Source organism: Streptomyces sp. NPDC101393, assembly GCF_044767385.1.
Taxonomy (GTDB): domain Bacteria; phylum Actinomycetota; class Actinomycetes; order Streptomycetales; family Streptomycetaceae; genus Streptomyces.
The window spans coordinates 1-21,680 of record NZ_JBIWNU010000019.1 but is presented as its reverse complement, the minus strand read 5'-3'; the positions used below and the strand labels follow the sequence as shown (position 1 = coordinate 21,680).

The window sequence follows — 21,680 nt, the reverse complement described above, 5'->3', positions numbered from 1 at the left end:
GTCAGGCGGCCCTTCCACCTTCGCCGGGCTTCCCGGCGGAATCGGACGGCTTGTCACCGATGGAGAACCCGGGCTTCGCCTTGCCCTTGCCCTTGCGGGCCTCGGCCTCGGCCTCCTGCTCGGGGCGGATGAAGTGCTTGACGAAGGAGGCGTACATCTTCACGCCGGAGAGGCCGAAGACCTTCGCGGCGGTGGCGCCGGCCTTCAGGTGGCCGCCGACCAGCTTCGCGCGGATCTTGCTCTGGGCGCCGAACGTCCACCACTTGCCCTTGTACTGGGACAGGATCGCGGTGACCATGTCGGCGTCCATCCCGATCCGCATGTACAGCTCGAAGCCGATGGCACGCAGGATGCGGGCGTAGTTGTAGAGGTCGCGGTCGGTGCGGAACTCAATGGCGTCCAGCTGCTTGATGAGCTGTCCGAGGTTCGAGCCGACCTTGTCGCCGTCGCTCATGGTGTGTGTGTTCCTTTCTCAAGACGACTGGGGACTGGGTTGTGCGGGCGGGGGCTCTGTCACCTCCCTGCGGTCGCGCACCGAGCGGTGCGCGGCCACGGGCAAGCGGCAGTTACTTGCCGGAGTTGGCGCTCTGCATCGCGGTCCCGATGCCGCGGCCGATGCCGTCGATCACCCCGGTGAGCGGGGAGCTAGCCAGGGCGTAGCCACAGATGAGGGCGCAGATCAGGACGCCTGCGCGCATGTCGGAGCGCCAGCAAAGCCAGGTGGCGCCGCCGGCGAGCAGGAACAGGGGGAGAGCGATCACTGTGTCCTCCGTTGATCGGTGAGGTTCGGTCTGTCCGGGCTGTCCGGCTCCCTTGCGACTCCGCCCGTCCCGGAGGCCGGGACGGGCGGAGCAGGCAGCTAGCAGATCGGTCAGTGGGTGACGCCGTAGATGAAGACGGCGACGTGGGCGATGAAGACGAGGGCGTAGAACGGCTTCCTCATGAGGTCCTTTCAGGCGAGGAGGCGTGGATGTCGTGGACGTGGTGGCCGACCTTGAACGCCGCCTGCGCTGTCCGGTCGGCGCGGGCGAGCAGCGCGCGGGCCAGCGGGTGCCCCACACCGTGGCGGTCGAGGACCCGCGCCGCGAGGAGGTACGCGGCGCGGGCTCGGCCTATCGGGGTGTTCTTCAATCAGCCGTTCTTTCCGCTGTTGGAGCCGGAGGAGCGGCGGTTGTCTTCCGCGACCTTCTGCCGCATCGCTTCGCGCTCGGCGTCCGTCATCCCGCTCATGCCGCACCTCGCATCCCGGCCGCGGCGCGGGCGGCCTGCGTGGTGGTGACCCGGGCGCGCCGGGCCTTCCAGTCCTCCAGGCGCCGGACGGTGTCCTCGGCCTCGTAGTCGTGGCCCGCCTCCTGCGACTCGATGTCGTCGATGGTGTCGTCGAGGACGCCGCCGGTTACGGCGGTGAGGGCGTGTGTGATGCTGATCCGCATCAGGGCCTCCCAATAGGTCCTGGTACTGACAGCCCCCGGTCGCACCCGGGGGCTGTCGCCGTTGGGGCTCGGGCGGGCTGCCCGGCTCCCCGTCACCTCCCGCTCCGGCCTAGGCGGAGCGGGAGGTGACGGGGAGCCGTCAGACCTGCTCGAAAACGATCGCGCTCATCACCTGCGTGCTGTGCAGCGCGATGACGGTGAGGAGGTTGCCGTCGGGGGTCGTGAGCCGGTCGCCCTGCGGGGTCTGGGTGTGCACGACCGGCTCGAAGCCAGCCACCGTGTTGGCGCCGATCAGCCGGTACGCCTCCTCCGACTTCAGCCCGTCGACCGTGTAACGGGTGGCGGGAGTCGGGCCGAAGAACTGGTGGGTGATCAGGGAATCCATGGGCCTCCTTGCGAGGTGGGTGGTGGAGCCGGTAGTCCTCCGCGCTCTCCACCGCTCACCGGACCGCCCGAGGGCGGGTCGGTGAGCGACTGGGCAGCGCGGGGCTGCTGGAGCAAAGAGGCGCGGGTAACGCGCCTGGCGCCTTCTGCAGGCGTTGCCGGGTCGGATCCCGGTGCGTCATGTCGAGCTGTGACGCGCACCGTGTTTTGTACGGCGCATCAGCTGCGGCGTCACGTCACCGAATTGGTGGGTGCGACTGGCAAGGTCGGGCCGCTGGGGGACAAGGCTTCACCCGGCTTGTCTCGGGGGCGATCTGTCTCATCTCGCCACATGCGGTGGGGCCACGCTGGTCGATCCGCTTGCCATCCAGCCGGTGGTGCATCGCGCTGGTCAGCTCCCGGTCCTTCCCCTCGTCCCCGGTGACCGGGAACGGCGTGCCGTGCGTAGGGGGAGAGTTCAGCTCTCCGGGTGGCCCGCCCTCGTCCATCCGTCTCGGATTAGGCACCTGCCCGGCGCTTCGCTCTCGCGTCAGCCCCGCATGATCGCTATGGAGTTCTCAAACAACGGCCGCTTCCTTTCCGTCCCGCTCTCGCGTTCAGGTCCGGGCGATATCAGGGGCCGAGGGTCCGGCTCCCTCATCCGGCGCCGCCCGTGGGCGGTTCCGGGTGGGGGAGCCGGGTCCGTGAGGACCCGGCAGAGCTATGCCGTGAGCGGCAGGGGCTCGGTGGTCGGCAGCGTGATGCGCAGCTGCGCGGTGTAGGGGAGGAGCACGTCGACCAGGCGCTCGCGCACCAGCTCGGCGATGGTCGGGTCGTCGGCGGCGATGTCCCGGGCGGCGTCCCGCCGAGCCGCAATCTCGGCGCCGGCGTCTACCGACTGCTGCATGCGCAGGGCGGGGTCGCACGCCACCACGGCAGCTGCGTACCGGGTCATCTCGCGTTGTGTGCCCGCGGGCTCGTACATGTCGAGGGGGGTACCGAACGCGATGTCCAGGTCAACGGGGCCAAATTCCGGCAACGCCACATCAGCGGCGTCCAAGAGGGCGAGCGTCTCGGTGTCGAACACCTCGGTGGCGAGGCCGGCAGTGGGGCGGCGGGTGATCTTCACGGTGGGACTCCTTCCGGGTAGCGGACAGCAGGCAGGGCGCACGTAGGTACAGGTCACCCCCGCCGAGGTACTCGGTGTACCTTTCGGCGAGAACGAAGGTACATTCAATCTCTCGTCGCGGCAAGTGTTGTACCTTCACAAGCGAGCGATGTACCTTCATGAGGTAGGGTCCGAGCGATCGAGAGGGAGACGCGGACATGCCGTACAAAGGACCGGGCAAGGGGTACGCGGATGTTGCGAGCCACTTCCGCCAGCAGATTCAGAGCGGCGAGCTCGCTCCCGGGGACACGCTTCCTTCGGTCGCGGACATCCGCGCCGAATTCGACGTCGCAGCTAAGACGGTCAGCCGCGCCCTCGCCCTTCTGAAAAGCGAGGGCCTCGTCGTGGCCCGAGGCGCCCTGGGGACTGTCGTGGCGACGTCGCCCATGGTGATCACCGGCGCCGACCGCATCGACCGCATTGCAAGGAACGGTCTGCGCTACGCCCCCGGCGAGACCTCGGCAGGCCACCAGGTGATGCGCAGGTCGGTAGTCGACCCCCAGGTATGTGAGGCGCTGGACCTCGAGCCCGGCGACGAGGTCGTCATCCGGATCCGGACTTTCCGTCAGGGAGAAAAGGCCACGTCGGTTGCGGTTTCGGTCTATTCCGTGCAGGCGACCAACGAGGTCCCCGAACTCGCGGATGAGGGCCGGATGGAGCGGTACTGGGGAGACATCTACACCGAACGAACCGGCCGGGAGGTAGTGACGGGCCAACGCACGGCGCGAGCACGGCAGGCGTCGCAGGACGAGCTGGACGCCCTGGGGATCGATGCCCCCCAACACGTGTCTGTCGCCGTGCTCGTCACATCGCAGACATTCCATGACGAGAGCGGTCCGCTCGCCTATTGGGAGGATGTCTACGCCCCCGGTACGCACATGCCCATCCCGGGCTAGCTCGGCCCCGCTTGCTCGTTCCATCGTGTGCCCCCTCGACGCTCACTTCGTGGGGGCAATCACACTCGTGGGAGCCCGATCGCAACATCACAGCGCCTTGTCGAAGCCCATGGCCATCCGGCTTCACGGGTTTTCAACATCCACGTACACATGGGATTCCAGGTCCGAGACCTAGGCTCGCGGCCATGACGATGACGGAGGGGAACAGGGTGGGGAAGCTCAACCGAGCAGGCTGGAGACCGGACCGGCTGCGCGAGCAGCGGGAGGCCCACGGCTTGACTCTGGAGAGGGCGGGTGAGCAGCTTCGGCAGGTCGCCGAGCAGGCCAAACTGAAGGGGATCCCCGCCGCGAATCCGCAGACTCTGTGGCAGCACGAGCAGGGCGAGGTCTACCCGGGTCCGCATTACCGGCGTGCCTACTGTCTGCTGTACCGGGCAACCGAGCCCGACCTGGGGTTCCGGAGTGCGCTGCCGGGCGAGGAGACGTCGTTCAAGCTGACGCCGATGGACGATCGCCTCACCGGTGCGCATGTTCTGGCTGTTGAGCGGGCGGTTCACCGCATCGCGCCGGGCAGCGAGGAAGCCGATCACCTAGGACTGCAACAGCGCATCATCGATGCCTGGAAGCGGAGGCACACAGGCGGGGACCCCCACCGCCCGGTCTTGATCCTGGTCGGCGGGTTCGCCGGCAGCGGGAAAACCGAGCTGGCCCGTTTCTTTGTTCAGCTCACCGGTTGGCCGCTCCTCGACAAAGATCCGCTCACCAGGCCCCTGGTGGAGAAATTGCTGGTCGCACTCGGTGGCGACCCGAACGACAGGCATACCGATCTCTACCGAGAACGCGTCCGGCCGGTGGAGTACGACTGCTTGATGCAGAGTGCGCTGGCGAATATCAAGTGCGGGATCAGCACCGTGCTCTCGGCGCCGTTCATCGCGGAGATGACGGATCCGGCCTGGATGCAGCGGCTGGCCAATAGGGCGGCCGCTATGGGTGTCGACGTCTTCCCGGTGTGGGTGCGCTGCGATGAGCAGTCGATGCAGGAGTACATCTCCTTCCGGTCCGCCGCTCGGGACGCCTGGAAGCTCCAGCGATGGGACGAGTACATGGCGACCATCGACCTAGACCTGCGCCCGGCTGTGCCGCACCTGGTCGTCGACAACCGGCTGGGCACCGCGGTCACGCTCGCGGACCAGGCCCGGCAGGCGATGGGGGCGATGTACGCATGAGCTCGAAGCAGGGCGTGATCCTGTACGGCCCGCCGGCGTCAGGCAAGGACACCGTCACCGCGGCGCTCGCCGAGTTGAGCCCGAGGTACGCGCAGTTCGCGCGGCTCAAGGTCGGGTCGGGCAAGAGCGCCGGCTATCGGATGGGCACTGCTGAGCAGCTGCGCCAGCTGGAGGCCGCGGGCGCCGTCGTCTACGCGAACAGCCGGTACGGCAACACCTACGTCATCGACGCACCCGGCCTGGACGACACATTCGCGGCCGGGGTGCCGGTGGTGCATCTCGGGCAGGTCGACGGCATCCGAGCGCTGGTCGACGGCTACACGGCCGACTGGTCGGTGGTGCTGCTGTGGTGCCCGCGTGAGGTGACCGCACAGCGATCCACGGGGCGCGGAGACGCCGACACCACGGCGCGCCTGGCGGCCTGGGACGCGACCCGCGAGGACCTGGACGCCCACCCGGACATGGCCTGGGACCTGACCGTGGACACCACGGTGGCGGCACCGCAGGAAGCGGCACGGCTCATCGACCAGCTGCTGATGCGGCGGGCGGGAGCGGCGACGGCATGAGCGCGGGCTACGGCTGGGCGAGTCGGTCCAGGGCGTCGGTGAGCGTGAGCTCGCTGTCCTTGGCGTCGTTCCACCGTGCCAGCGTGGACGCAGCGCCGCGCAGCATCTCCGGTGGGAGGCCGGCGGCCTCGAGCGCGTCGGCGGCCTCCTCCAGCTCCGGGCCCCAGCGCCAGGCGCGCGCCGCGGTCTTGGCGACGTACTCGGGCTCGGCGAGGTACGAGTCGGTCCGCCGGGAGGCGACCTCGATGAGCTCCAGGTCGACGCCGTGCTCGCGCGCCATGCCGACCGCGAGCGCCACCAGGACCCGCGAGGTCTTCTGGAAGCTGGCGTACGCCAGCTTCAGCGCGGATGCCTTCCCGACCTCCCTGCCCAGTACCGCCGTGCGGACGGCGGTGCCCGCGAACAGCGCCTCGATGCGCGCAGTCTCGGCGGCCGGGCCGGACAGGTACAAGGTCGGTGTTTTGCCGCCGACCGGCGGGGAGCCGACGACGCCGCCGTCCACGACGGTCGCGTCCGGCCCGAACAGCGCGGCGATCCGCTGCGCCCGCTCGGGGTTGATGGCGTTCGCCTCCACGTACACCCCGGTGAAGCGGTGCCCGGCGACGTCGCGGGCGAGGTCCTCGGCGGCGGCAGGCGGGCAGAGGCTGATGACGATGTCGCTGCGGTCCAGCAGCTCGGCCATCGTGGCCACGGGCGTCAGCCCGAACTGGGCGGCGCGCTCCATGGACGCGGTGCTGCGCCCGGTCGCGCACCACAGGACCGCGGCCGCGTTGGTCTCGGCGCAGGCGGCGACGGCGGCGCCCATGCTGCCGGGGTGGAGGATGCCGACGGTCGGCTGGTCCACGGGGCTACTCCCAGGTCTCGTTGAGCAGGATGGCGATGGCGTCCATGACGTCGTCGACGACGTGGTGCGCGGCGGGCAGTCCTTCGGGCCATGGGCGGCCGCGCAGCCAGATGGTGCGCAGGCCGGCCTGGTGGCCGCCGCCGATGTCTCCGGCCGGGTTGTCGCCGATCATCCAGCCGCCGTCCGCGAGGCTGACGCCGCACCGGGTGGCCGCGAGTTCGAAGAGGCGCAGGTCCGGCTTGCGGATCTCCAGGTCGCCCGAGGCAGCGACGCCGTCGACCAGGGGGGCGAGGCCGGTCCCGGCGAGTTTGGAGCGCTGGATGTCGCCGGCCCCGTTGGTGATGATGCCGATCGTCCACGCGGCCGCGCGCAGTCGGGCCAGGCCCTCGAGGACCTCGGGGCGGCAGTTGACGGCGGCCGCCATGAGGTCGACGTACTCCTGCCACAGGTCGGCGGCCGACGCCTCCAGGCCGAAGGCGTCCCGCAGCCGGGCGAAGTCGGTGGCGGTCGCGCGGTCGGCCAGCTCGATGCGCAGCCACTGTTCGGCATCTGGGGAGAGACTGCGGGAGCGGCACAGGCACGTCAACGCGTCGCTGAGCGCCGACTGCCGGTCGGCCAGCGTGCCGTCCAGATCGAAGAGCGCGAGTCGGTGCACGGTCCCGGACCCTACCGGGCGTCGGGCGCAGGCCCGTTCACGGCAGCAGCGCACCCCCACCGGAGATCAAATGGTGTATGTTTCAGAGATCAATCGATCATGGGAGCCTGCGCTATGTCCGACCCGGACCGCCTGAAGCGGGTTGATGCCCTGCTCGACGGCCTGGACGACGTCCTGCCGCCGCCGCGCGTACGCGCTCAGCTGCGCCTCGCCGCGAACCTCACGCAGCAGGACGTCGCGGACGCAGTCGGCGTGAAGCGCCTCGCCGTAGTGCGGTGGGAGCTGGGAAAGAGCAACCCCCGGCGCCCGCAGCGCACTGCCTACATCCACCTGCTCAAGCGACTCGCGGAGCGATTCCCCAGCGCCGCTGAGCTGGATGAGGGCACGCCGACGCCAGCCTCGGATTCAAGGGGGTCGGGGTGACGTAGCCGCCACCGGCCGCGCGGCCACCTTGCGGACTGACAATCCGCTTCGGCCAGCGCGGCCCTTCGCACCGACTGGGCGTGACACCTCAGTTCGGCTGCTCAGTCCCGGTTGACGCCGGTCCTGAGCTTCGGCTCATCGAGCCAGTTCATCTCTGCAAAACCCCGCCTTCGACAAGCGGGTCGGCCCCTGACAAGGGCCACCAGCAACACCTGGCCGCTAACAACGGCCGATGCCCAGCACGACCCGGCCGCTGACAACGGCCGACCCCTACCGATCCGCGGGGCCCTGTGACAGGGGCCCTGCGGTTCACCGAGATCAGGAGGAGAGGAGAAATCTCCCCCACCGATCGGTGTCCGCCTGCTCCTCACGGAGGGGGCGGTCCCTTCCCACCCACAGCGCTAGCTATATGGAAGGTCGGTCTTCGTCATAGTGCACGACCAGCGTCCTCATTGCCAGGTGGTATCCGCCTGGTTCACCCCCATATATCCGATTCGCCGCTTTGAGAATGACCCCCGGCGGTATGTTTTTGCGTTCCGCGTGGCGGGATTCATTCGTAGGAACCTGCCGGTCCGTTCCCGCCGGGCGGGAGTGCTCGCCCGTGGGAACTCTGTCCACAGGGCATCCGGGTCAGGGTGCCGGATGAAGATTTTTTCGGCGCCTGTCACATCTGCCTCTCGCGCCGTCCCCTCTCTGTATGTGGCCCCATCTCCTGCCCTCTCGACTCCTCCCGTTCCGGCTTCTCCGCGGGTGGCGCGGTGAGCGCCGTGGCGGCACCGGCCGCCGTGATGGTTCCCGCTCCACGTCCGTCGGCCGAAGACGGGGGCGCGGTCTCCGTGCTGCCCGGCCTGTATGTGCCGGAGGCTCGGCAGTGGCTGTCGACGTCGTCCGGCCGGGTCGCGCCCGAGGGCTACAGCTGGATGCAGGCGGTCCACTGGGTGGCGGGTTCGGGGCTGTACGAGCCGCGGCGGCACCGGTCGCACGGCCCGCGGTCGTTCGGTCCGACGACTGTGTTCATCGCGCAGCTGCTCGCGGAGCTGTCGCCGTGCCGTCCGGGCATCGAGTACCTGATGCGGCGGAGCGGGCTGTCGGAGCGGGCGGTGGAGTACCACCTGCAGATGCTCCGGGAGACCGGCCTGTTGGCGTGGGAGCTGCGCGGGACGCGGGTTTCCGGGGAGCAGGCGCAGGCGTCGGTGTACGTCAGGATGCTGCCGCCCGAGTTCGACGTCGCACTGGGTATTCGTACGGCGGGTGAGGGCACCGCGCGCCGGATGACCGGGATCGCGGAGGCGGGCCGGGAGCTGATGGCTCGGCTGGCGAAGAAGGCGTCCCGGAGGGTGCGGCGGCCGCGGTCGAAGACGTCCTCCACGGCCCCCTCGAAGGCTGCCCGTAGGGGCGCTGGCGGGGTGCCTGTGGCGGCTGTTTCGGGCGGGTCCCGTTGCACCCCAATGGGGGGTAGTTCCTCAAGTGTTTCTACTGCGGGTACTACTTACTCCCCCCCTGAGAGCAAGCTCGCAAGCGGGGAGCGCAAGTCCCCCACACCGAAGAAGTCCACCAGCGGCCGCCGGACGCTGAACCGGGTCGGTCGCCGCTACCAGCTGGCCCGCGAGCTGACCGAGGAGCTGGACTGGCTGCGCGGCTGCTCGGTGCCCCGGATCGCCTGGGTCGCCCGGAACATCGCGGATGCCGGCTGGACCACCGCCGACGTCCACGCCTGGCTGGCGTTCCGTGGTGAGGCGGCACGGGTGCGCCGGGCCTCCGGCCTGCTGGCCACCCTGCTCAAGGACGCCGAGAAGATCCTCGACACCGTTGAGAAGCGCGACTTGGCCCGCGAGCAGTGGCGCGCCGGTCAGGAAGCCGCCCGCCGTGAGCGCATCCAGCAAGTCCGTGCCCGGCAGGAGCGGTTCGAGGGCGACTGGGAGCGCCCGGACAGCCCCGCCGTCCAGCGACAGGTCGATGACGCGTTCGCCGCCGTCCGGGACATCGTCGCCGGCCGCTCCGGCTCCGCCCGGGACGAGGACTTCGGCGAGGAGCAGCCCGAGGTGCAGAGCGGCCTGGCCGGCCTGGACGAGGACGAGATCGCACGGGCCCGTGCAGAAGCCAGCCAGCACCTGGCCCTCGGCGACACCGAGCCGATCGAGGTAGCCATCGCCGCCATGGGCCCCGAAGCCGCCGAACAGCTCTACGGCCCCAAGCTGCTGCGCCGCGCCAAGCAGCTGGCCACAGGCTTCCGCAGCACGCACATGACCCTCGGATACCGGTAGGAGGCAGGCAGATGACCGAGGTGACCACGCCCACCACACAGCCCGACAACGACGACCGAGCAGTGTCCGGCGTCGACCTGGCCCGGGTCGCACTGCACGCCGCACGGGAGAACGCGAAGAAGCACGGCGGCGAAAGCGCCACACCCCGCGCCCGCCGCGGGAAAGCCGCCTCCCGGCGCGGCGAGGGCCGGGACCCGCAGGGCTTCGGTGCGGTCCTGCAGCGGCTAATGGCGGACCGGGCCTGGGACCTCCCGGCGGCCGGCGGCAGCATCCTGGACCGCTGGCCCGACATCGCGGCCACCATCGCCCCGCAACTGCCCCACCACGTCACCGCCGTGGCGTTCCATGCGGAGACCGGGCAGCTTGACCTGCGCCCCGACTCGCCCGCCTACGCCACCCAGCTCCGGCTGATCACCCCGCGCATCATCACCGCGGCGAACGACGTAGCCGGCACCACTACGGTCCGCCGCGTGCGCGTCCTGCCCGTCGGCGCCGCCCCCACGGACCACGCCCCGACCGCCGTCGACACGCCAACGGAGCACCACCGGCGGCCCGAGCCGGCCGAGCCGTCCGAGGGCTTCCGCCAGGCGCTTGCCGCCCACCGGGCCGCATGGTCGGGACGACCCGTCGACCCGTCGCTCAGGGAGGCCATCGATCAGCAGACGCTGGCGCTGCGCCGCATGTCTGCGGCTGCCTTCCCCGAGGCCGAGCCGCAGTCGGACAGCCAACTGCAGCCCATCGAGGCGGCCCTGGCGCAGCGCCGACTCGAGGCCGCCAGCAACCGCGCGGCCGTGCTGCGCCGGGCCCGGACCGAACGAGCCCGGCAGCAGAGCACCGTCACGTCGGCGAGCACCACCTTGCGGAATACGGCATGACCACGATCGAGCGATACGCCGCGTGCGCAGCCTGGCAGTCGACCCCGGTCCTGCGACGCCGCCATGCCGCCTTGGTGCCGTCGCTGTGCGCGCAATGTGGTGCAACAGAGGTTTGCAACGCGCCCCTGTTGCGGACCTGACCTGCGCGAACAGCCGCTGCGCCGGTGACCCGACCGCGCGTTGCACCCCCCCCCAGCGAGCGATTCATGCGCGAATAGATGAGGTATTCGATGCGCGATTCGGGTAGGATGTCTGGTGGAGGTGACCTCTGTGTCCACTGAGAACGAGCTGTTCAGCGCCGTCGATGCGCTGCTGGAGCAGGTCGCGCAGGACGACCTGCCGCCGCCTGCCGAGCGCAAGAGGCTGAGGGAGGCGGCTGGCCTGAGCCAAGCCCAGATCGCCACCGCGCTGGGTGCGCGGCGTGAGGCCGTGGGGAACTGGGAGGCGGGCCGGACCGAGCCGCGGCCGCCGAAGCGCGCCGCCTACGCCCGTCTGCTGGAGGGGCTGGCCGCCCGCTTCCCCTCCACCGCCCCAGCGGTGCCGGCCGCGTTCTCCGGCACGCCCACCGAACCGGCGCCAGCCCCGCTGGCCCCGGCAGCCGAGGCGGAGGGACCGGCGGTGAAGAAGGCGGCGTCGACCTCGCGGCGGCCCGCTGCGCGCAAGGCCGCGCCGAAGAGGCCGGCGGTCTCTTCGGCCGTCGCGGCCGGGACCGATGAGCGGTTCGCCAACGGCCCGCTCGGCGTCCTGGACGGCGACGGCTCGCTGTACTGCGTCGGCGGCCTGGTGCTGGACTGCCCGGCCAAGACCGTCCCGGCACTGGTCGAGTGGACCCTGGCCGAGGCCCGTCTGGGCTCGCCGCGGCTGCACCGTTACGGCAACGACGGCGATCCGCTGATCGTGCTGACCGACGCGGCCGCCGAACGCCTCGGGCTGCCAGCGACGTTGGAGGACCGGCGCGGGCTGCGCCTGCCCGACGACCACAAGGTCATCAAGCAGCTCACGAAGGCCGAGTGGCAGCTCAGCGGCCGCGGCTTTGGCCCCTGGGCCAGGATTTACCGGCCCATGCTTAAGGGCAAGCGGCGCTGCGTGCAGCTGGTCATCCTGCCCTGGGACGCCCTCGACGTCCGCTCCTGGGGCGACACCGGCCAGCTGCCGGCACCGGACGTCGCGGCGGTGCTCGGCACCTACGCCACACGCGTCCTGACCCCGCGCGGCACCACCGCGGTGTGCGGCCTGGAGCTGATGACCGCGCTGCGCCCGCCGACCCGCGCAGTCAAGGACGAGACCACCGGGGCGTTCGTGCCGGGGCCGCTGCCCGGCTCACTGAACCGGCCCATCGACCCGGCGTGGCCGGAGGCCCCCGACGAACACCCCGTCCTGGCCGGGCGGTTCCCCGAGCACTACACCCGGACCCCGGCCGAGACGATCAATGAGGAGTCCTTGACCTGGTTCCGGCCGCTGACCGACCAGGAGGTGGCCGAGGGCTACACCCACGCGGTGGGCATCGACGTGAACATGGCCTTCGCCGCGGCCGCCAACCGCCTCAACGTCGGCCTGGGCCCCGCGCGGGAGGTCACCGCGCCCGAATTCGATCCGAAGCTGCCCGGCTCCTGGCTCGTCGACCTCTCCGGCATCGAGACCGATCCGCGCCTGCCCAGCCCATTCACTCCGGACGGCGAGCGCCCGGACGGGCCCGGCTGGTACTCGACGACCACCGTCGCCTACGCCACCGAGCTCGGCGCCCGCGTCGAGCCGATCGAGGCGTTCGTGCGCGACGAGTCGGGCTACTACCTGGATCCTTGGTACCAGCGCCTGCGCGACGCCTACGTGGCCACTATGGCCGACCTCGGCGTCACCACCGGCATGTCCGAGGCCGAGTTCCTCGCCGCGATGGCCGGCTACAAGTCCGCCGACCCGCAGACCGTCGCGGTGCTGGCGGCGATCAAGGCCACCGCGAAGGGCGGCATCGGCAAGCTCCAGGAGCGGCCGCGCCACATCCGCCACAAGCGCGGCGAGCCGTGGCCGGCCCTCAAGCGCGTGGCCTGGAGCCCGCACATCCGGGCCGAGGTCATCGCCAAGACCCGCACCAACATGCACCGCAAGATGAGCCGCCTGGCCGCCGTCGGCCTCTACCCCGTGGCGATCAACCACGACTGCGTCGTCTACCTCTCCCACGGGCCCAGCCCGCTGGACTTCCTCCCGCACACCGACGAGGGCAAGCCGCTCCCCGGCGGGTTCCGGCTCGGCGTCAGCCCCGGGATGGTCAAGCACGAAGGCACCCAGAGCTTCCTATGGCTGGCCGACATGATCGAAAACCAGCACGCCAACCCCGCCCGCGAGATCAAGGGCCCCGGCATCCTCAACGAGGGGGAGTAGGCACTGATGGGCATCTTCGGAGACAGCCTCGACAAGGCCGCCGCGAACACCGCCACCCGCCCAATCCCCAAGAGCGCCGGCGCGCAGATGCGGTACCTGGTCAAGCAGGAGAAGGGCTCCACCAAGGCCGTCGCTCAGCTCCTGGGCGTCTCACAGCGCACCGTGGAGCGGTACGTCAAAGCCCAGATCCGCCGTCCCCGCCGCGACCTGGCCGCCCGCATAGAGCGCGAGGTCCGCAAGCGGTGGCAGCCGAAGGTGCGTCAAAAGGCCCAGCAGCGCGCCGCCTCCACCGGCGGGATCGTCATCGAGACCCGGGCACGGTTCGGCTTCACCGCCGCGCCCGGCACGACCGATGACGGCCGGATCAGGCTGATCACCCAGCACCTCCCCCCGGCCTACGCCGCCCGGCTCTTCGACGCCCAGGCATCGGGCGCCACTGAGCAGCGGCTGCAGGAGATCGCCGCCGAGGGCTTGCAGGAGATCTACTTCAAGGACCGCGGCCGCCGCGCTGGCGGCCTCCTGGTCGAGTTCACCGACATCGACTACGTGGAGCTCGACTTCTGACACGGCGGCATGCGTGAGGGCCTGGAACCAGACGACCGACGGTTCCAGGCCCTCATACGTGCATCCGTGGGGGCGGGCCTACACGCACCCTCCCAACGGTGCCCAGGCCGGGGAGGTTACGTAACCGCCGGGCGCCGGCTGGGAGGGCAGCTCACCTCCTCGGTCAGCGACCCAAGGCCCTCAGAGCCATCCGCAGCAGTTCGGGCACGTCCGCCGGGTCCACCAGCAGCAGCGCGAGGGCGCCCAGGGCGAGCAGCACGACCAGGCTGGCTTCGGTGGTCAGGACAGCTGGCACGTCGGCGGGACGGGACCGGCGCAATGCGTACAGCCCGAGGGAGGCGAGCACGGCCAGCGCCGCGAGAAGAATGATCAGGAGGAACATGGTGATCCTTCAATCGGTGGGCGGCCGGAGTCCCCGGCCACCCCTTCCCGCGTCTCGCACCGCCTTTTACAGTACGAGCCACGTGTGACGTCCATCACGGCTGCTGTGGCCGGGAGTTGGGGCGCCGGGCAACGGCCCGCGGGTCTGCCCGTTCGCCGGATCTATCCACAGGGCGCCCGGGTTTCCATGGCCGGATGGACGACACCACCACCCCGCAGCAGCCCGCCGGCGGCGATCGACCCCCCGGTCGTCAAGGACGGTTCCGTGAGGCGCTCCAGCGCGCCGAGCACGCCGTGTTCACCCGCCCCGTGCCGAAATCCGCGCAGGCACGGATGAAATTCCTCTACACGCGCGCCAAGGGTTCGACGAAGGCCGTGGCGGAGCGCCTGGGCGTCTCGCAGCGCACTGTCCAGCGCTACCGCCAGGGCGCCTCCTCTAGGCCCCACAAGCGCCTCCAGGAAGCCCTGGAGACCGAGACCGTCCAGGAGTGGCAGCCGCAGGTTCGTGCGCAGGTCAGAGCGCATGCGGCCACGATGGGCGGCCTGCGGATCGAGACCCGCGCCGTGTTCGGATTCAGCGGGCCCCGCGGCAGCTCCGATTGCGGTCGTACACGCCAGATCTCCGTCCGCGCCTCGGCCTCGGCGACCGCTCGTATCCTTGCCGCCCAGGCCGATGGAGCGACGGATGAAGAGCTGCACCCCCTGGTCGCACAGGCCCTCGCGGAGTCCTATTTCCGGGGCGGAGTCAGCGTCAAATTCGAGGATGTCGACTACATAGATTTCGCGTTCAACGCGTCGTGACGCGTCCCCAGGTGTAAAAAGGGGCGGGCCACACTCTGGAATTCCAGCGCGTGGCCCGCCCCAATTCCGAAATGAAATGTGAGGCCCGGTGACCACCATCCCGCCCCGTCGGCGCTCTCGGTTCGCCCCGTCCCCGCCGGCAGCCGGCCGGCTGCCGGTCGACCGAGCTCAGATCGGCCGGAGCTCGGTACGCCGCCGCGCCACCGGCATGACACATGCCGAGGCCGAAGCCGCGCTGGAGTACGCGCAGTTCGACCGCCGCCAGGCCCTGCGGCACGAGGAGTCGGCCGGAGACGGCGGCCGCGGTGAAGCCGAGCTCGCGGAGTGGGAGCGCATCACCAGCCTGCTCGCGGGCACCGGCGAGGTCTACGACCCGCAGGGCGACGCCGTCGTCCAGGACGAGCAGCGCGCGGAAGCCGAGCGCAAGGAGACATGGGAGAAGGCGGAAGCCGCACGACGCGCGGAGGCCGAGCGCGTGGCAGCGCGCGCCGACGAGCTGATGCGTCTGGTCGGAGCCGGCGAGCTGGACTCCACCGTGCCGACGCAGGCCGGGGACGAAGCCGTGCGCGACCACCTGGAGAAGGTCGACTACCGCGTGCCGCACGTGAACAGCTGGCTCGCCCAGGCCCTCGCCGACCGCGCCGGCCACTACGCCGACCCCGCCGCCCGCACAGCCGCCGTCGCGTCGCTGCCGGTCCCGGTCAGGGCCCGCGCCGCCCTGCTGGCCGCCCTCTCCCGCACCGGCATCCCGGCCGTCGACAAGCAGCTGGACTTCGTCGGCCGCCTCGCCGTCGCCGACCCGGCCGCCACGACCGCGCTCGCCGCATGGCTCGACACCGCCTTCGCCGCCGACGCGGCCGCGAGGAAGAGCGGCAAGGCATGAGCGCGGCGGAAGAGACGGTTGTGGCCACCTGGAGCGAGCACAGCGAGATCGGCCACCACTACGAGGACCTGCTCGCCGACGGCCGGGTCATCTCCTGGACCGAACCGCCGTTCGGCGAAACCGTCCACCCCGGCGACGACGACCCCGACCACAACCCGATCTGCAACTGCCCATGGACCCCGCAGCAGTTCTGCCTGGGGTGCGCCGGCTGCGTCATCTGCGGGCAATGCGCCGGCCCGCACGTCTGGCCCCCACGCCGAGGCTGATCACCAAGGGCAACCCCCCAGTCCCCCAGCACCCTGTGAGGCAAACTGGGGGCCAGAGCCGGAAATCAACCCTTCTGTCCGGTCTGTCTGGGAGGTTGGACCCGCGAATCCCCTGGTGAACGCGCCCCTGGGAGTGAGGCTGTGAGGCTGTGAGGCGGCGCGCCTCTCACCGGTGTCACGCTCACCGAGCGTCATATTCGAGGTGTCACTCTCCTCCCGGGCCGCCTGTCACGCTCATCGCGGACCGGGCGGAAACCGCCGAGCGAATGTCCGAATTGATCGTGTTCTGTGGGCGGAACACCCCTCGAAACCCCCTCCAGGGCTGTTCGCTCGTGACACTCCAGCTCTCCTGCGGTCGCCACGCTCCGTGTGGGCGGGCGGGTCAGTGGATGCCCCGAAACGAGGCGTCCTGGTGGCTGGTCGAAACGGGCGTGTCCACCGGGTGCAACCAGCGGATCGGCACGGTGAGCGTGCTGATTCGAGGGAGTTCAACGGGCTCGCCCTCAGCGTCCAGCAGCATCCCCCAGATCTGGTAGCCGCCTCCGGCCGGGAGGCCGACCTCCTGCGCCTGGTCCTCGGTGAGCTCCACCGTGACCCGGGTGCTCGCCCCCATCACCAGGCCCTGCACGGTCCGGGCAGTCGTGTCGACGTCGACGACGGACAGCGAGAAGTACGTCCCGCGCAGCCAGTTCAGGCGCCACCAGGAGTCGCCCATCGTCTCCGGCCGGTATCGCCGCAGCGGAAGCGCGAACGGCACCTCGCAGCGGTAGGTCTCGCCCACCTGGACGTCCTTGGTGCGCATATCTCCAGGGTGCTCCCCGCAGACCGCGGTCGCCGGGCCAGGCTCCTCCGTACCAGTCCCGGAGCGCCCCGCCCCTGGCACCCGCCCGGCCGTGGGAGTCCGACCTGTGTAATCGAAGCCTTGTTTTCCCTGGTGAACGAGCTGCGCCGCTGCACTTGTGTACCTGTGTACCTGTGTACCGGCGGCCCTTCCGGGCTGCTCCCCTGTCCCCGGGCTGGGCGATACGTCGCCGGCGACCCAGGACCCAGCCAGCTGGGTCCTGGGTCGCCCGTTTTCCCTGGCAGAGCACTCCAGGACCCAGCTGGGTCCTGGGTCCAGCCCCTCGGTTCGTCCGTACCCGGCTCCTGGGCCCCACCGCGGCGATACCGTGGTGGCACACGCCAGATGACAGCCCAGGAGCCCCGGATGAGCCAGCAGCCGGCCACCGCGCCCGTGCCCGACCGTCAGCCCCTCGACGAGCACGCCGCCGAGTCCGTCCGTGCGTACGCGGCCGACCAGCGCGCGCGGGTCGACGTCCTCGCCTCGGTGCTGGAGGACATCGCCGCCAACGGCTACCCCTCGCCCGAGTCCGGCGTGCCGTGGGAAACCGCCCGGGACGCCCACCTCGCCCGCCTCGCGGACGAGCAGCCGCGTGTCGCCTGACCACGGCGCGCGCCGCTCCCAGGTCGTCATGGTGGAGCCCGCGCTCACCCAGCTCGCGAAGCTCACCGCGAGCGAGACGCACCGCCTGGACCGCGCCATCGTCGCGATCAGCGTCAACCCGAAGTTGGGCACCGAGGTGCCCGGCACCCTGCTGCGCGACTACGCGGACGAGATCGACGGGGTGCGGGTGATCTACTACGTGACCGCCCTGCGCACGATCACGATCGTGGCGTACGTCGAAGCCTGAGCACTGAAAAGCAGCGCCCCGGATCTGCGCGGTCCGGGGCGCTGCTGTGTCTGCTGCGGGTGCAGCGGGGTGTGGGGGCGGGGTTGGTGGGTGGTGCTGCTCGGCGGCTGGGCGCGGGTTGTTGGGGTGCTGGAGAGCGATGACACGCGAAGGCCGGCCCCACTCACCACACGGGTGCTGCTCGGGTAGCGGCCGATGCTGCACAAGCAGCGGAGCCGTGCAGCAAACGGTCGTTCGTCTGCTGCACGGCGCCGCTGCATGCGGTCAGTCGGCGCTCCCGGTGGCCCACCGCTCCAGCTCGCCCACCGGCTTCCTCAGCAGCGTGCGCCGGCGGGACTGCGCGGTCGCGCGGCTCTCCACGTGCATCGCCTTCGCCAGGGCGGCGTGCGAGATGTCCTTGGCGGCAGGCTGGCGCAGGGAGGCGTCCCGTACGGCCTCCAGCCGCTCCAGCAGCCCGGTGGTGCCCTCGATGGCGGCCTCGAGTTCGGCGGCGCTCGCGCGGCCCGTGCGCAGCAGCGCCAGCCCGTGCAGTGCGGCGGCGAACAGCGCGGCCAGCTGCTCCCCGTCGCCGCCGAGCACGGCGACGTCCTCGGCGGCGAGCGGGACCAGGAGCTGCTCCTGGTGGTGGTCGGGGTGCGCGGGTTCGTTCACCGCGGTCTCCTTCCTCGGGCAGATCGGTCAGCGGTCGGCGACGGTCCAGCCCTGGCCGGGCCGGTTGCGGATGACGCCGCCAGCAGTGTGCAACTGCCCGGCGCCCTCGCCCACGCCCAGGGCGTCGATCTGGTCCAGCAGCGCGGCGGCCTGCATCGCGAGCTCGCGGGCCTGCGCCTGGCGGGCGCGGAGTTCTTCGGCGGTTCCGGCGAACAAGGTGTTGTCTCCTCGTCGTGGCGGGTGGGGTGGCGGGCGGTGGGGCGGCTACAGCCAGCGGAAGAGGTCGCGGACCTCGGAGGCCGCGCCCGAGAAGTTGTCGGCGTCCAAGCGTGCGTCGAAGTCGTACGGGTCCTCGGTCTCGTCCATGACGTCCTCGGACGCGGCGTCCAGGACGTCGGCGAACCGCTCGTGGACGGCCGCCTCCTTCAGGGCCTGCACGACGCTCTCGCGGTCGGCGGTGCCCCGCTTGATGGCGTCGGCGAGCAACCCGAGTGCGGCGGCCGCCGCCGGCGCCAGGTAGGCGAGTTCGCTGTTGACGGCGCCCCGGTCGGCGCTGGTCTCGATGGCGGTGATGTCGGCGGCCTTCACGACCTCCGTGGACGACGTGCTCTCCATGACGGGTGCTCCTCTCGGCTGGCGGGGCTCAGGCGGTACGGGCGAGGTAGCCGGCAGCGACGTCCACGAACTGGTCGTGGGCCACCATCGCGGCCTCGCGGGCGGCGCTCAGCTGCTCGGTGGTGCCGTACGCGTCGCGCAGCGCGTAGGTCAGCGTGATCATGTGGTCGGCCGCGGCCCGTACGGCCGGGTCCGTGATCAGGACGCGCATCGCGACCAACGGCCGGGTGACCTGGGAGCGGGTCTGGTGGCTCTCCCTGCGCAGCGACTGCACCAGCTCGGCATCGGCGCCCTTGAGGACGGCGTCGCCGCGCATCCACATCGTGCGCCGGTGGTCGCTGGCGGCACAGGCCAGGGCGGTGACGGCCTCCAGGCGGTCCCGCCGCATCGTCTCGCCGTGGCTGACGCGCACGGACCGTTCGGCCGCCCGCTCCTGGAACCGGCCGCTGACGAACGAGCCGAGCAGCGTGCCGACGACGGCGATGGTGGCGGTGACGAGGGCGAGTAACACGGCAGTCCTCCCGTAGCTGTATGAACTTCAATACACGTATTGAAGTTCATACAGCCGTGGGCGCGCAAGGGGGTCACTCATGATTCTTTTTGCACGCCTCCCGACCTGCGCGTTTCCCGCCTGCGGGAATCGTGTGGCCCGAAGCTGACACACCACGCCCGCACACGAAAGCGGCGCTGCCCCCTCCGCGAGAGGTCAGCGCCGCTGATTTCGTGGCACCCGGCCGGGCGGGCGGCCGGGTCAACCGACAGCGTGCAGTGAGCCGCGGCGCTTACCCGCAGCGGCCTTCTTCGCGGCGGCGAGCGCAGCCCGCTTCTTGCGCTGCTCGGCGAGCTGATCCTGGTAGGCGGCGACGGCCTTGTGGTAACTCGCCAGGTACCCCCTGTTGTCCAGACGATCGGCCTTGGGCATCGCTTTGACGGCGGCCTCGGCATCCTCGGGGCAGGTGTAGCCGGCCAGCATCGGGTTGATCTGGTAGACGCCGTTGCGCACTTTCTTGACGAGCTTGGCGAGCTCCAGACTCCGCAGTGCGGCATTCACGCTGGGGCGGCTCAGTCCGAGCAGTTCACCGAGGGTGGCCTGGTCCATCGCGATGCGGCCTCCCGGCTCGCTGCGCCCTCGCAGCTTGAGCAGAGCCCGGTAGGCGGCGGGCGGCAGGTCCAGGTCGGCGAGAAGGCCGTCGGCGTTGGTCGCCGACCACTTCAAGGTACTCACTGGGCTGATCCCTCCTCCTGGCGCTGCGCACGGGCCAGCCGGCGTGCAGCGCGCGCTTCGGCCCGCTTCTTCCGCAGCTCCTCGATCGCCTCGCGCATGTGCTCCAGCGACGGGAACCGCACCAGATCCGGCAGGCTCTCATCCTCGCGGATCTTCTCGAGCGTCTTGTCCTGATCTACCTGCACGTACTCGGCCTCGACCAGCTCGGTGCCCGGGATGAACTCCGCTACACGGTACGAGTAGGGCGGGTTGAACTGGTAGACGCCACGGCGCACCTTGTAGACGATGCCATGGCTCATCACCTCCTGCAGCGCCTCGTTGACCTTCCCTCGGTGAACGTCCAGCACCGTCGCCATCTCCTCCTGCGTCAGCTCGATCTGCCCGCCGGCCTTCTGGCACGCGATCATCAGAATGATCACCCGCAGTGGCAGGGCCTCGCGGAAGTACTGCGCGATCAGGAAGAAGAACTCCAGCGAGTCCATGGCGAACGCCTTCGGGCGCTCTGGGGTGTCGTAGACCTCCAGCGACTTACGCTCGCTGCTCACCGAGATGTTGCGCCGCGGGTAGCGCTTCGTCAAAGAGTCGAGATTCTCAACCGGTTTGACCGGCTTGGACCACGCCTGGATCTCATCATCAAGGGGCAGCTGCGGGGGGCGGCGCGGCGCGCGCTTCGGTACGGGACGGCGGCGCTGTGGCTCGGGTGGCACGAGGCTGCTCTCCACTTCGCTGATCTTGGACGGCAGAAGTATGTCAGCCACGCCGACATATATGTCGGTCTCACTGACGTTCCGGCGTGTTGTGTCCTCCCAGGGGGGACACAACACGCCCCTTGCTCGTTGCGTCAGAGCGCCCGACGCAACGACTGCGAAAAGTCGGCCTCGCTGACGTTTTGCGCTCAAAACTGTCGGCCTGGCTGACCTTTAGCCCTCGATATGCCCCCTCAGTCGATACATAGCGGCGACGATGTGTACCGGCTGGCGGGACAGATCGATACATCCACACCCCTCTGACCAGCAGGTTCTTGGTTTGGTAAGTATTAGGTGGCTGAGGTCCGCGCGAACGGCCCTCCCCTGACCCGTCTTCGGCCGCTGTGCGCCATCAACTGCGGCTCCGCCAGCCCTCCCTGACCACCGACGGCCGGCCGTCCCCACACCTCTAAGCTCGAACACCAACAAGAGCCAGGCCGTCAACCGACGATCCGCTCCGACTCCCACCGACCCTGCGAAGGCCCCCAGCGCTACTCCGGGCCCCTTGCACATTCGCCCACGGTCTCCTTTCCTCCTGCGCTTCAGAGGCTTTTACGCCACCCTTTTTCACCATTTTCGTAGTCGTCATTCACCAATTCCGTCCCTCTCCATTTTCGATTGCGTCCCGCATCTCTCTATCCTTTCGCCACTTCCTTTTGCTGCCTCACAGGTGGTGCATCCTCATTCCAGTCTTAATCTACCGCTATAACTGAAGCATCTATCCAACCTCACCACCTTCACCCTCCCCCACCTCTGTTCGGCCTCTCA

At 70.1% G+C, this 21,680-nt stretch carries 29 protein-coding genes; 13 read left to right on the top strand and 16 right to left on the bottom strand.

What is annotated here, in order from left to right; translation table 11 throughout:
• Position 1: 1 nt before the first annotated feature.
• From ACIRQ7_RS36055 to ACIRQ7_RS36030, 6 genes are all read right to left on the bottom strand, one after another.
• Positions 2 to 454 carry a hypothetical protein gene (locus tag ACIRQ7_RS36055; RefSeq protein WP_404266729.1) on the bottom strand — a complete coding sequence of 151 codons (453 nt, stop codon included), beginning with the start codon at positions 452 to 454 and terminating at the stop codon, positions 2 to 4.
• 112 nt (positions 455 to 566) lie between these two features.
• Entirely contained in the window at positions 567 to 761 is a 195-nt protein-coding gene (locus ACIRQ7_RS36050) for a hypothetical protein (protein WP_404266728.1), read from the bottom strand.
• 178 nt (positions 762 to 939) lie between these two features.
• The gene (locus tag ACIRQ7_RS36045) at positions 940 to 1,131 is read right to left on the bottom strand and encodes a hypothetical protein (RefSeq protein WP_404266727.1); all 192 of its coding nucleotides are present in this window, start codon (positions 1,129 to 1,131) and stop codon (positions 940 to 942) included.
• Positions 1,132 to 1,226: 95 nt separating this feature from the next.
• On the bottom strand, positions 1,227 to 1,433 hold the full coding sequence (locus ACIRQ7_RS36040; protein ID WP_404266726.1) for a hypothetical protein: 207 nt from the start codon (positions 1,431 to 1,433) through the stop codon (positions 1,227 to 1,229).
• 139 nt (positions 1,434 to 1,572) lie between these two features.
• Complete coding sequence (locus ACIRQ7_RS36035; protein WP_404266725.1) at positions 1,573 to 1,818, bottom strand: hypothetical protein; 246 nt, start codon at positions 1,816 to 1,818, stop codon at positions 1,573 to 1,575.
• Between the two features lie 699 nt (positions 1,819 to 2,517).
• Positions 2,518 to 2,925 carry a hypothetical protein gene (locus tag ACIRQ7_RS36030; protein WP_404266724.1) on the bottom strand — a complete coding sequence of 136 codons (408 nt, stop codon included), beginning with the start codon at positions 2,923 to 2,925 and terminating at the stop codon, positions 2,518 to 2,520.
• A 197-nt stretch (positions 2,926 to 3,122) separates the two neighbouring features.
• Between ACIRQ7_RS36030 and ACIRQ7_RS36025 the strand changes: the two genes are divergently transcribed.
• The 3 genes from ACIRQ7_RS36025 to ACIRQ7_RS36015 all read left to right on the top strand — a co-directional run bounded on the left by ACIRQ7_RS36025 (position 3,123) and on the right by ACIRQ7_RS36015 (position 5,652).
• Complete coding sequence (locus tag ACIRQ7_RS36025; RefSeq protein ID WP_404266723.1) at positions 3,123 to 3,860, top strand: GntR family transcriptional regulator; 738 nt, start codon at positions 3,123 to 3,125, stop codon at positions 3,858 to 3,860.
• A 185-nt stretch (positions 3,861 to 4,045) separates the two neighbouring features.
• Positions 4,046 to 5,086: an AAA family ATPase gene (locus ACIRQ7_RS36020; RefSeq protein ID WP_404266722.1), complete on the top strand. Its 1,041-nt coding sequence runs from the start codon at positions 4,046 to 4,048 to the stop codon at positions 5,084 to 5,086.
• Complete coding sequence (locus ACIRQ7_RS36015) at positions 5,083 to 5,652, top strand: guanylate kinase (protein ID WP_404266721.1); 570 nt, start codon at positions 5,083 to 5,085, stop codon at positions 5,650 to 5,652. Before ACIRQ7_RS36020 ends, ACIRQ7_RS36015 begins: the two co-directional genes overlap by 4 nt.
• Positions 5,653 to 5,659: 7 nt before the next feature.
• Here ACIRQ7_RS36015 and ACIRQ7_RS36010 read toward each other — a convergent pair whose 3' ends face one another.
• On the bottom strand, positions 5,660 to 6,496 hold the full coding sequence (locus ACIRQ7_RS36010; RefSeq protein ID WP_404266720.1) for a DUF1932 domain-containing protein: 837 nt from the start codon (positions 6,494 to 6,496) through the stop codon (positions 5,660 to 5,662).
• A gap of 4 nt (positions 6,497 to 6,500) precedes the next feature.
• A complete protein-coding gene (locus ACIRQ7_RS36005) occupies positions 6,501 to 7,151 on the bottom strand; it encodes an HAD family hydrolase (protein ID WP_404266719.1) in 651 nt (216 codons plus the stop codon).
• Between the two features lie 114 nt (positions 7,152 to 7,265).
• Between ACIRQ7_RS36005 and ACIRQ7_RS36000 the strand changes: the two genes are divergently transcribed.
• The 5 genes from ACIRQ7_RS36000 to tpg (ACIRQ7_RS35980) all read left to right on the top strand — a co-directional run bounded on the left by ACIRQ7_RS36000 (position 7,266) and on the right by tpg (ACIRQ7_RS35980) (position 13,653).
• Complete coding sequence (locus ACIRQ7_RS36000; protein ID WP_404266718.1) at positions 7,266 to 7,574, top strand: helix-turn-helix transcriptional regulator; 309 nt, start codon at positions 7,266 to 7,268, stop codon at positions 7,572 to 7,574.
• A 758-nt stretch (positions 7,575 to 8,332) separates the two neighbouring features.
• Positions 8,333 to 9,838 carry a transcriptional regulator gene (locus ACIRQ7_RS35995; protein ID WP_404266717.1) on the top strand — a complete coding sequence of 502 codons (1,506 nt, stop codon included), beginning with the start codon at positions 8,333 to 8,335 and terminating at the stop codon, positions 9,836 to 9,838.
• Positions 9,839 to 9,849: 11 nt separating this feature from the next.
• Positions 9,850 to 10,713 (top strand): DciA family protein, encoded by an 864-nt coding sequence (locus ACIRQ7_RS35990; RefSeq protein ID WP_404266716.1) that lies wholly within the window; start codon positions 9,850 to 9,852, stop codon positions 10,711 to 10,713.
• Between the two features lie 270 nt (positions 10,714 to 10,983).
• The gene (gene tap, locus ACIRQ7_RS35985) at positions 10,984 to 13,089 is read left to right on the top strand and encodes a telomere-associated protein Tap (RefSeq protein WP_404266715.1); all 2,106 of its coding nucleotides are present in this window, start codon (positions 10,984 to 10,986) and stop codon (positions 13,087 to 13,089) included.
• A gap of 6 nt (positions 13,090 to 13,095) precedes the next feature.
• Complete coding sequence (gene tpg, locus ACIRQ7_RS35980) at positions 13,096 to 13,653, top strand: telomere-protecting terminal protein Tpg (RefSeq protein WP_404266714.1); 558 nt, start codon at positions 13,096 to 13,098, stop codon at positions 13,651 to 13,653.
• A 163-nt stretch (positions 13,654 to 13,816) separates the two neighbouring features.
• Here tpg (ACIRQ7_RS35980) and ACIRQ7_RS35975 read toward each other — a convergent pair whose 3' ends face one another.
• A complete protein-coding gene (locus ACIRQ7_RS35975; RefSeq protein ID WP_404266713.1) occupies positions 13,817 to 14,035 on the bottom strand; it encodes a hypothetical protein in 219 nt (72 codons plus the stop codon).
• A gap of 194 nt (positions 14,036 to 14,229) precedes the next feature.
• On the opposite strand from ACIRQ7_RS35975, the gene tpg (ACIRQ7_RS35970) reads away from it, so the two are divergent.
• The 3 genes from tpg (ACIRQ7_RS35970) (at position 14,230) to ACIRQ7_RS35960 (ending at position 15,984) form a co-directional block, all read left to right on the top strand.
• On the top strand, positions 14,230 to 14,835 hold the full coding sequence (gene tpg / locus ACIRQ7_RS35970) for a telomere-protecting terminal protein Tpg (protein ID WP_404266712.1): 606 nt from the start codon (positions 14,230 to 14,232) through the stop codon (positions 14,833 to 14,835).
• Between the two features lie 208 nt (positions 14,836 to 15,043).
• Positions 15,044 to 15,718, top strand: a complete 675-nt coding sequence (locus ACIRQ7_RS35965) for a hypothetical protein (protein ID WP_404266711.1) — start codon at positions 15,044 to 15,046, stop codon at positions 15,716 to 15,718.
• Positions 15,715 to 15,984: a hypothetical protein gene (locus tag ACIRQ7_RS35960; RefSeq protein WP_404266710.1), complete on the top strand. Its 270-nt coding sequence runs from the start codon at positions 15,715 to 15,717 to the stop codon at positions 15,982 to 15,984. Before ACIRQ7_RS35965 ends, ACIRQ7_RS35960 begins: the two co-directional genes overlap by 4 nt.
• Positions 15,985 to 16,366: 382 nt before the next feature.
• Here ACIRQ7_RS35960 and ACIRQ7_RS35955 read toward each other — a convergent pair whose 3' ends face one another.
• Entirely contained in the window at positions 16,367 to 16,786 is a 420-nt protein-coding gene (locus ACIRQ7_RS35955; RefSeq protein WP_404266709.1) for a hypothetical protein, read from the bottom strand.
• Positions 16,787 to 17,191: 405 nt separating this feature from the next.
• Here ACIRQ7_RS35955 and ACIRQ7_RS35950 point away from each other — a divergent pair, with 405 nt between their 5' ends.
• Both ACIRQ7_RS35950 and ACIRQ7_RS35945 read left to right on the top strand, forming a co-directional pair.
• Positions 17,192 to 17,428: a hypothetical protein gene (locus tag ACIRQ7_RS35950; RefSeq protein ID WP_328743655.1), complete on the top strand. Its 237-nt coding sequence runs from the start codon at positions 17,192 to 17,194 to the stop codon at positions 17,426 to 17,428.
• Positions 17,418 to 17,675, top strand: coding sequence for a hypothetical protein (locus ACIRQ7_RS35945; RefSeq protein ID WP_404266708.1), 258 nt, complete (start codon positions 17,418 to 17,420; stop codon positions 17,673 to 17,675). Before ACIRQ7_RS35950 ends, ACIRQ7_RS35945 begins: the two co-directional genes overlap by 11 nt.
• A gap of 264 nt (positions 17,676 to 17,939) precedes the next feature.
• Here ACIRQ7_RS35945 and ACIRQ7_RS35940 read toward each other — a convergent pair whose 3' ends face one another.
• The 6 genes from ACIRQ7_RS35940 to ACIRQ7_RS35915 form a co-directional block, all read right to left on the bottom strand.
• On the bottom strand, positions 17,940 to 18,326 hold the full coding sequence (locus tag ACIRQ7_RS35940) for a hypothetical protein (protein WP_404266707.1): 387 nt from the start codon (positions 18,324 to 18,326) through the stop codon (positions 17,940 to 17,942).
• A gap of 27 nt (positions 18,327 to 18,353) precedes the next feature.
• Complete coding sequence (locus ACIRQ7_RS35935; RefSeq protein ID WP_404266706.1) at positions 18,354 to 18,542, bottom strand: hypothetical protein; 189 nt, start codon at positions 18,540 to 18,542, stop codon at positions 18,354 to 18,356.
• Positions 18,543 to 18,590: 48 nt separating this feature from the next.
• A complete protein-coding gene (locus ACIRQ7_RS35930; protein ID WP_404266705.1) occupies positions 18,591 to 18,941 on the bottom strand; it encodes a hypothetical protein in 351 nt (116 codons plus the stop codon).
• A gap of 28 nt (positions 18,942 to 18,969) precedes the next feature.
• Entirely contained in the window at positions 18,970 to 19,452 is a 483-nt protein-coding gene (locus ACIRQ7_RS35925; protein WP_404266704.1) for a hypothetical protein, read from the bottom strand.
• 240 nt (positions 19,453 to 19,692) lie between these two features.
• Positions 19,693 to 20,166: a helix-turn-helix domain-containing protein gene (locus ACIRQ7_RS35920; protein ID WP_404266703.1), complete on the bottom strand. Its 474-nt coding sequence runs from the start codon at positions 20,164 to 20,166 to the stop codon at positions 19,693 to 19,695.
• Positions 20,163 to 20,924 carry a hypothetical protein gene (locus ACIRQ7_RS35915; RefSeq protein ID WP_404266702.1) on the bottom strand — a complete coding sequence of 254 codons (762 nt, stop codon included), beginning with the start codon at positions 20,922 to 20,924 and terminating at the stop codon, positions 20,163 to 20,165. The genes ACIRQ7_RS35920 and ACIRQ7_RS35915 overlap by 4 nt, the downstream gene beginning before the upstream one ends.
• Positions 20,925 to 21,680: the final 756 nt, after the last annotated feature.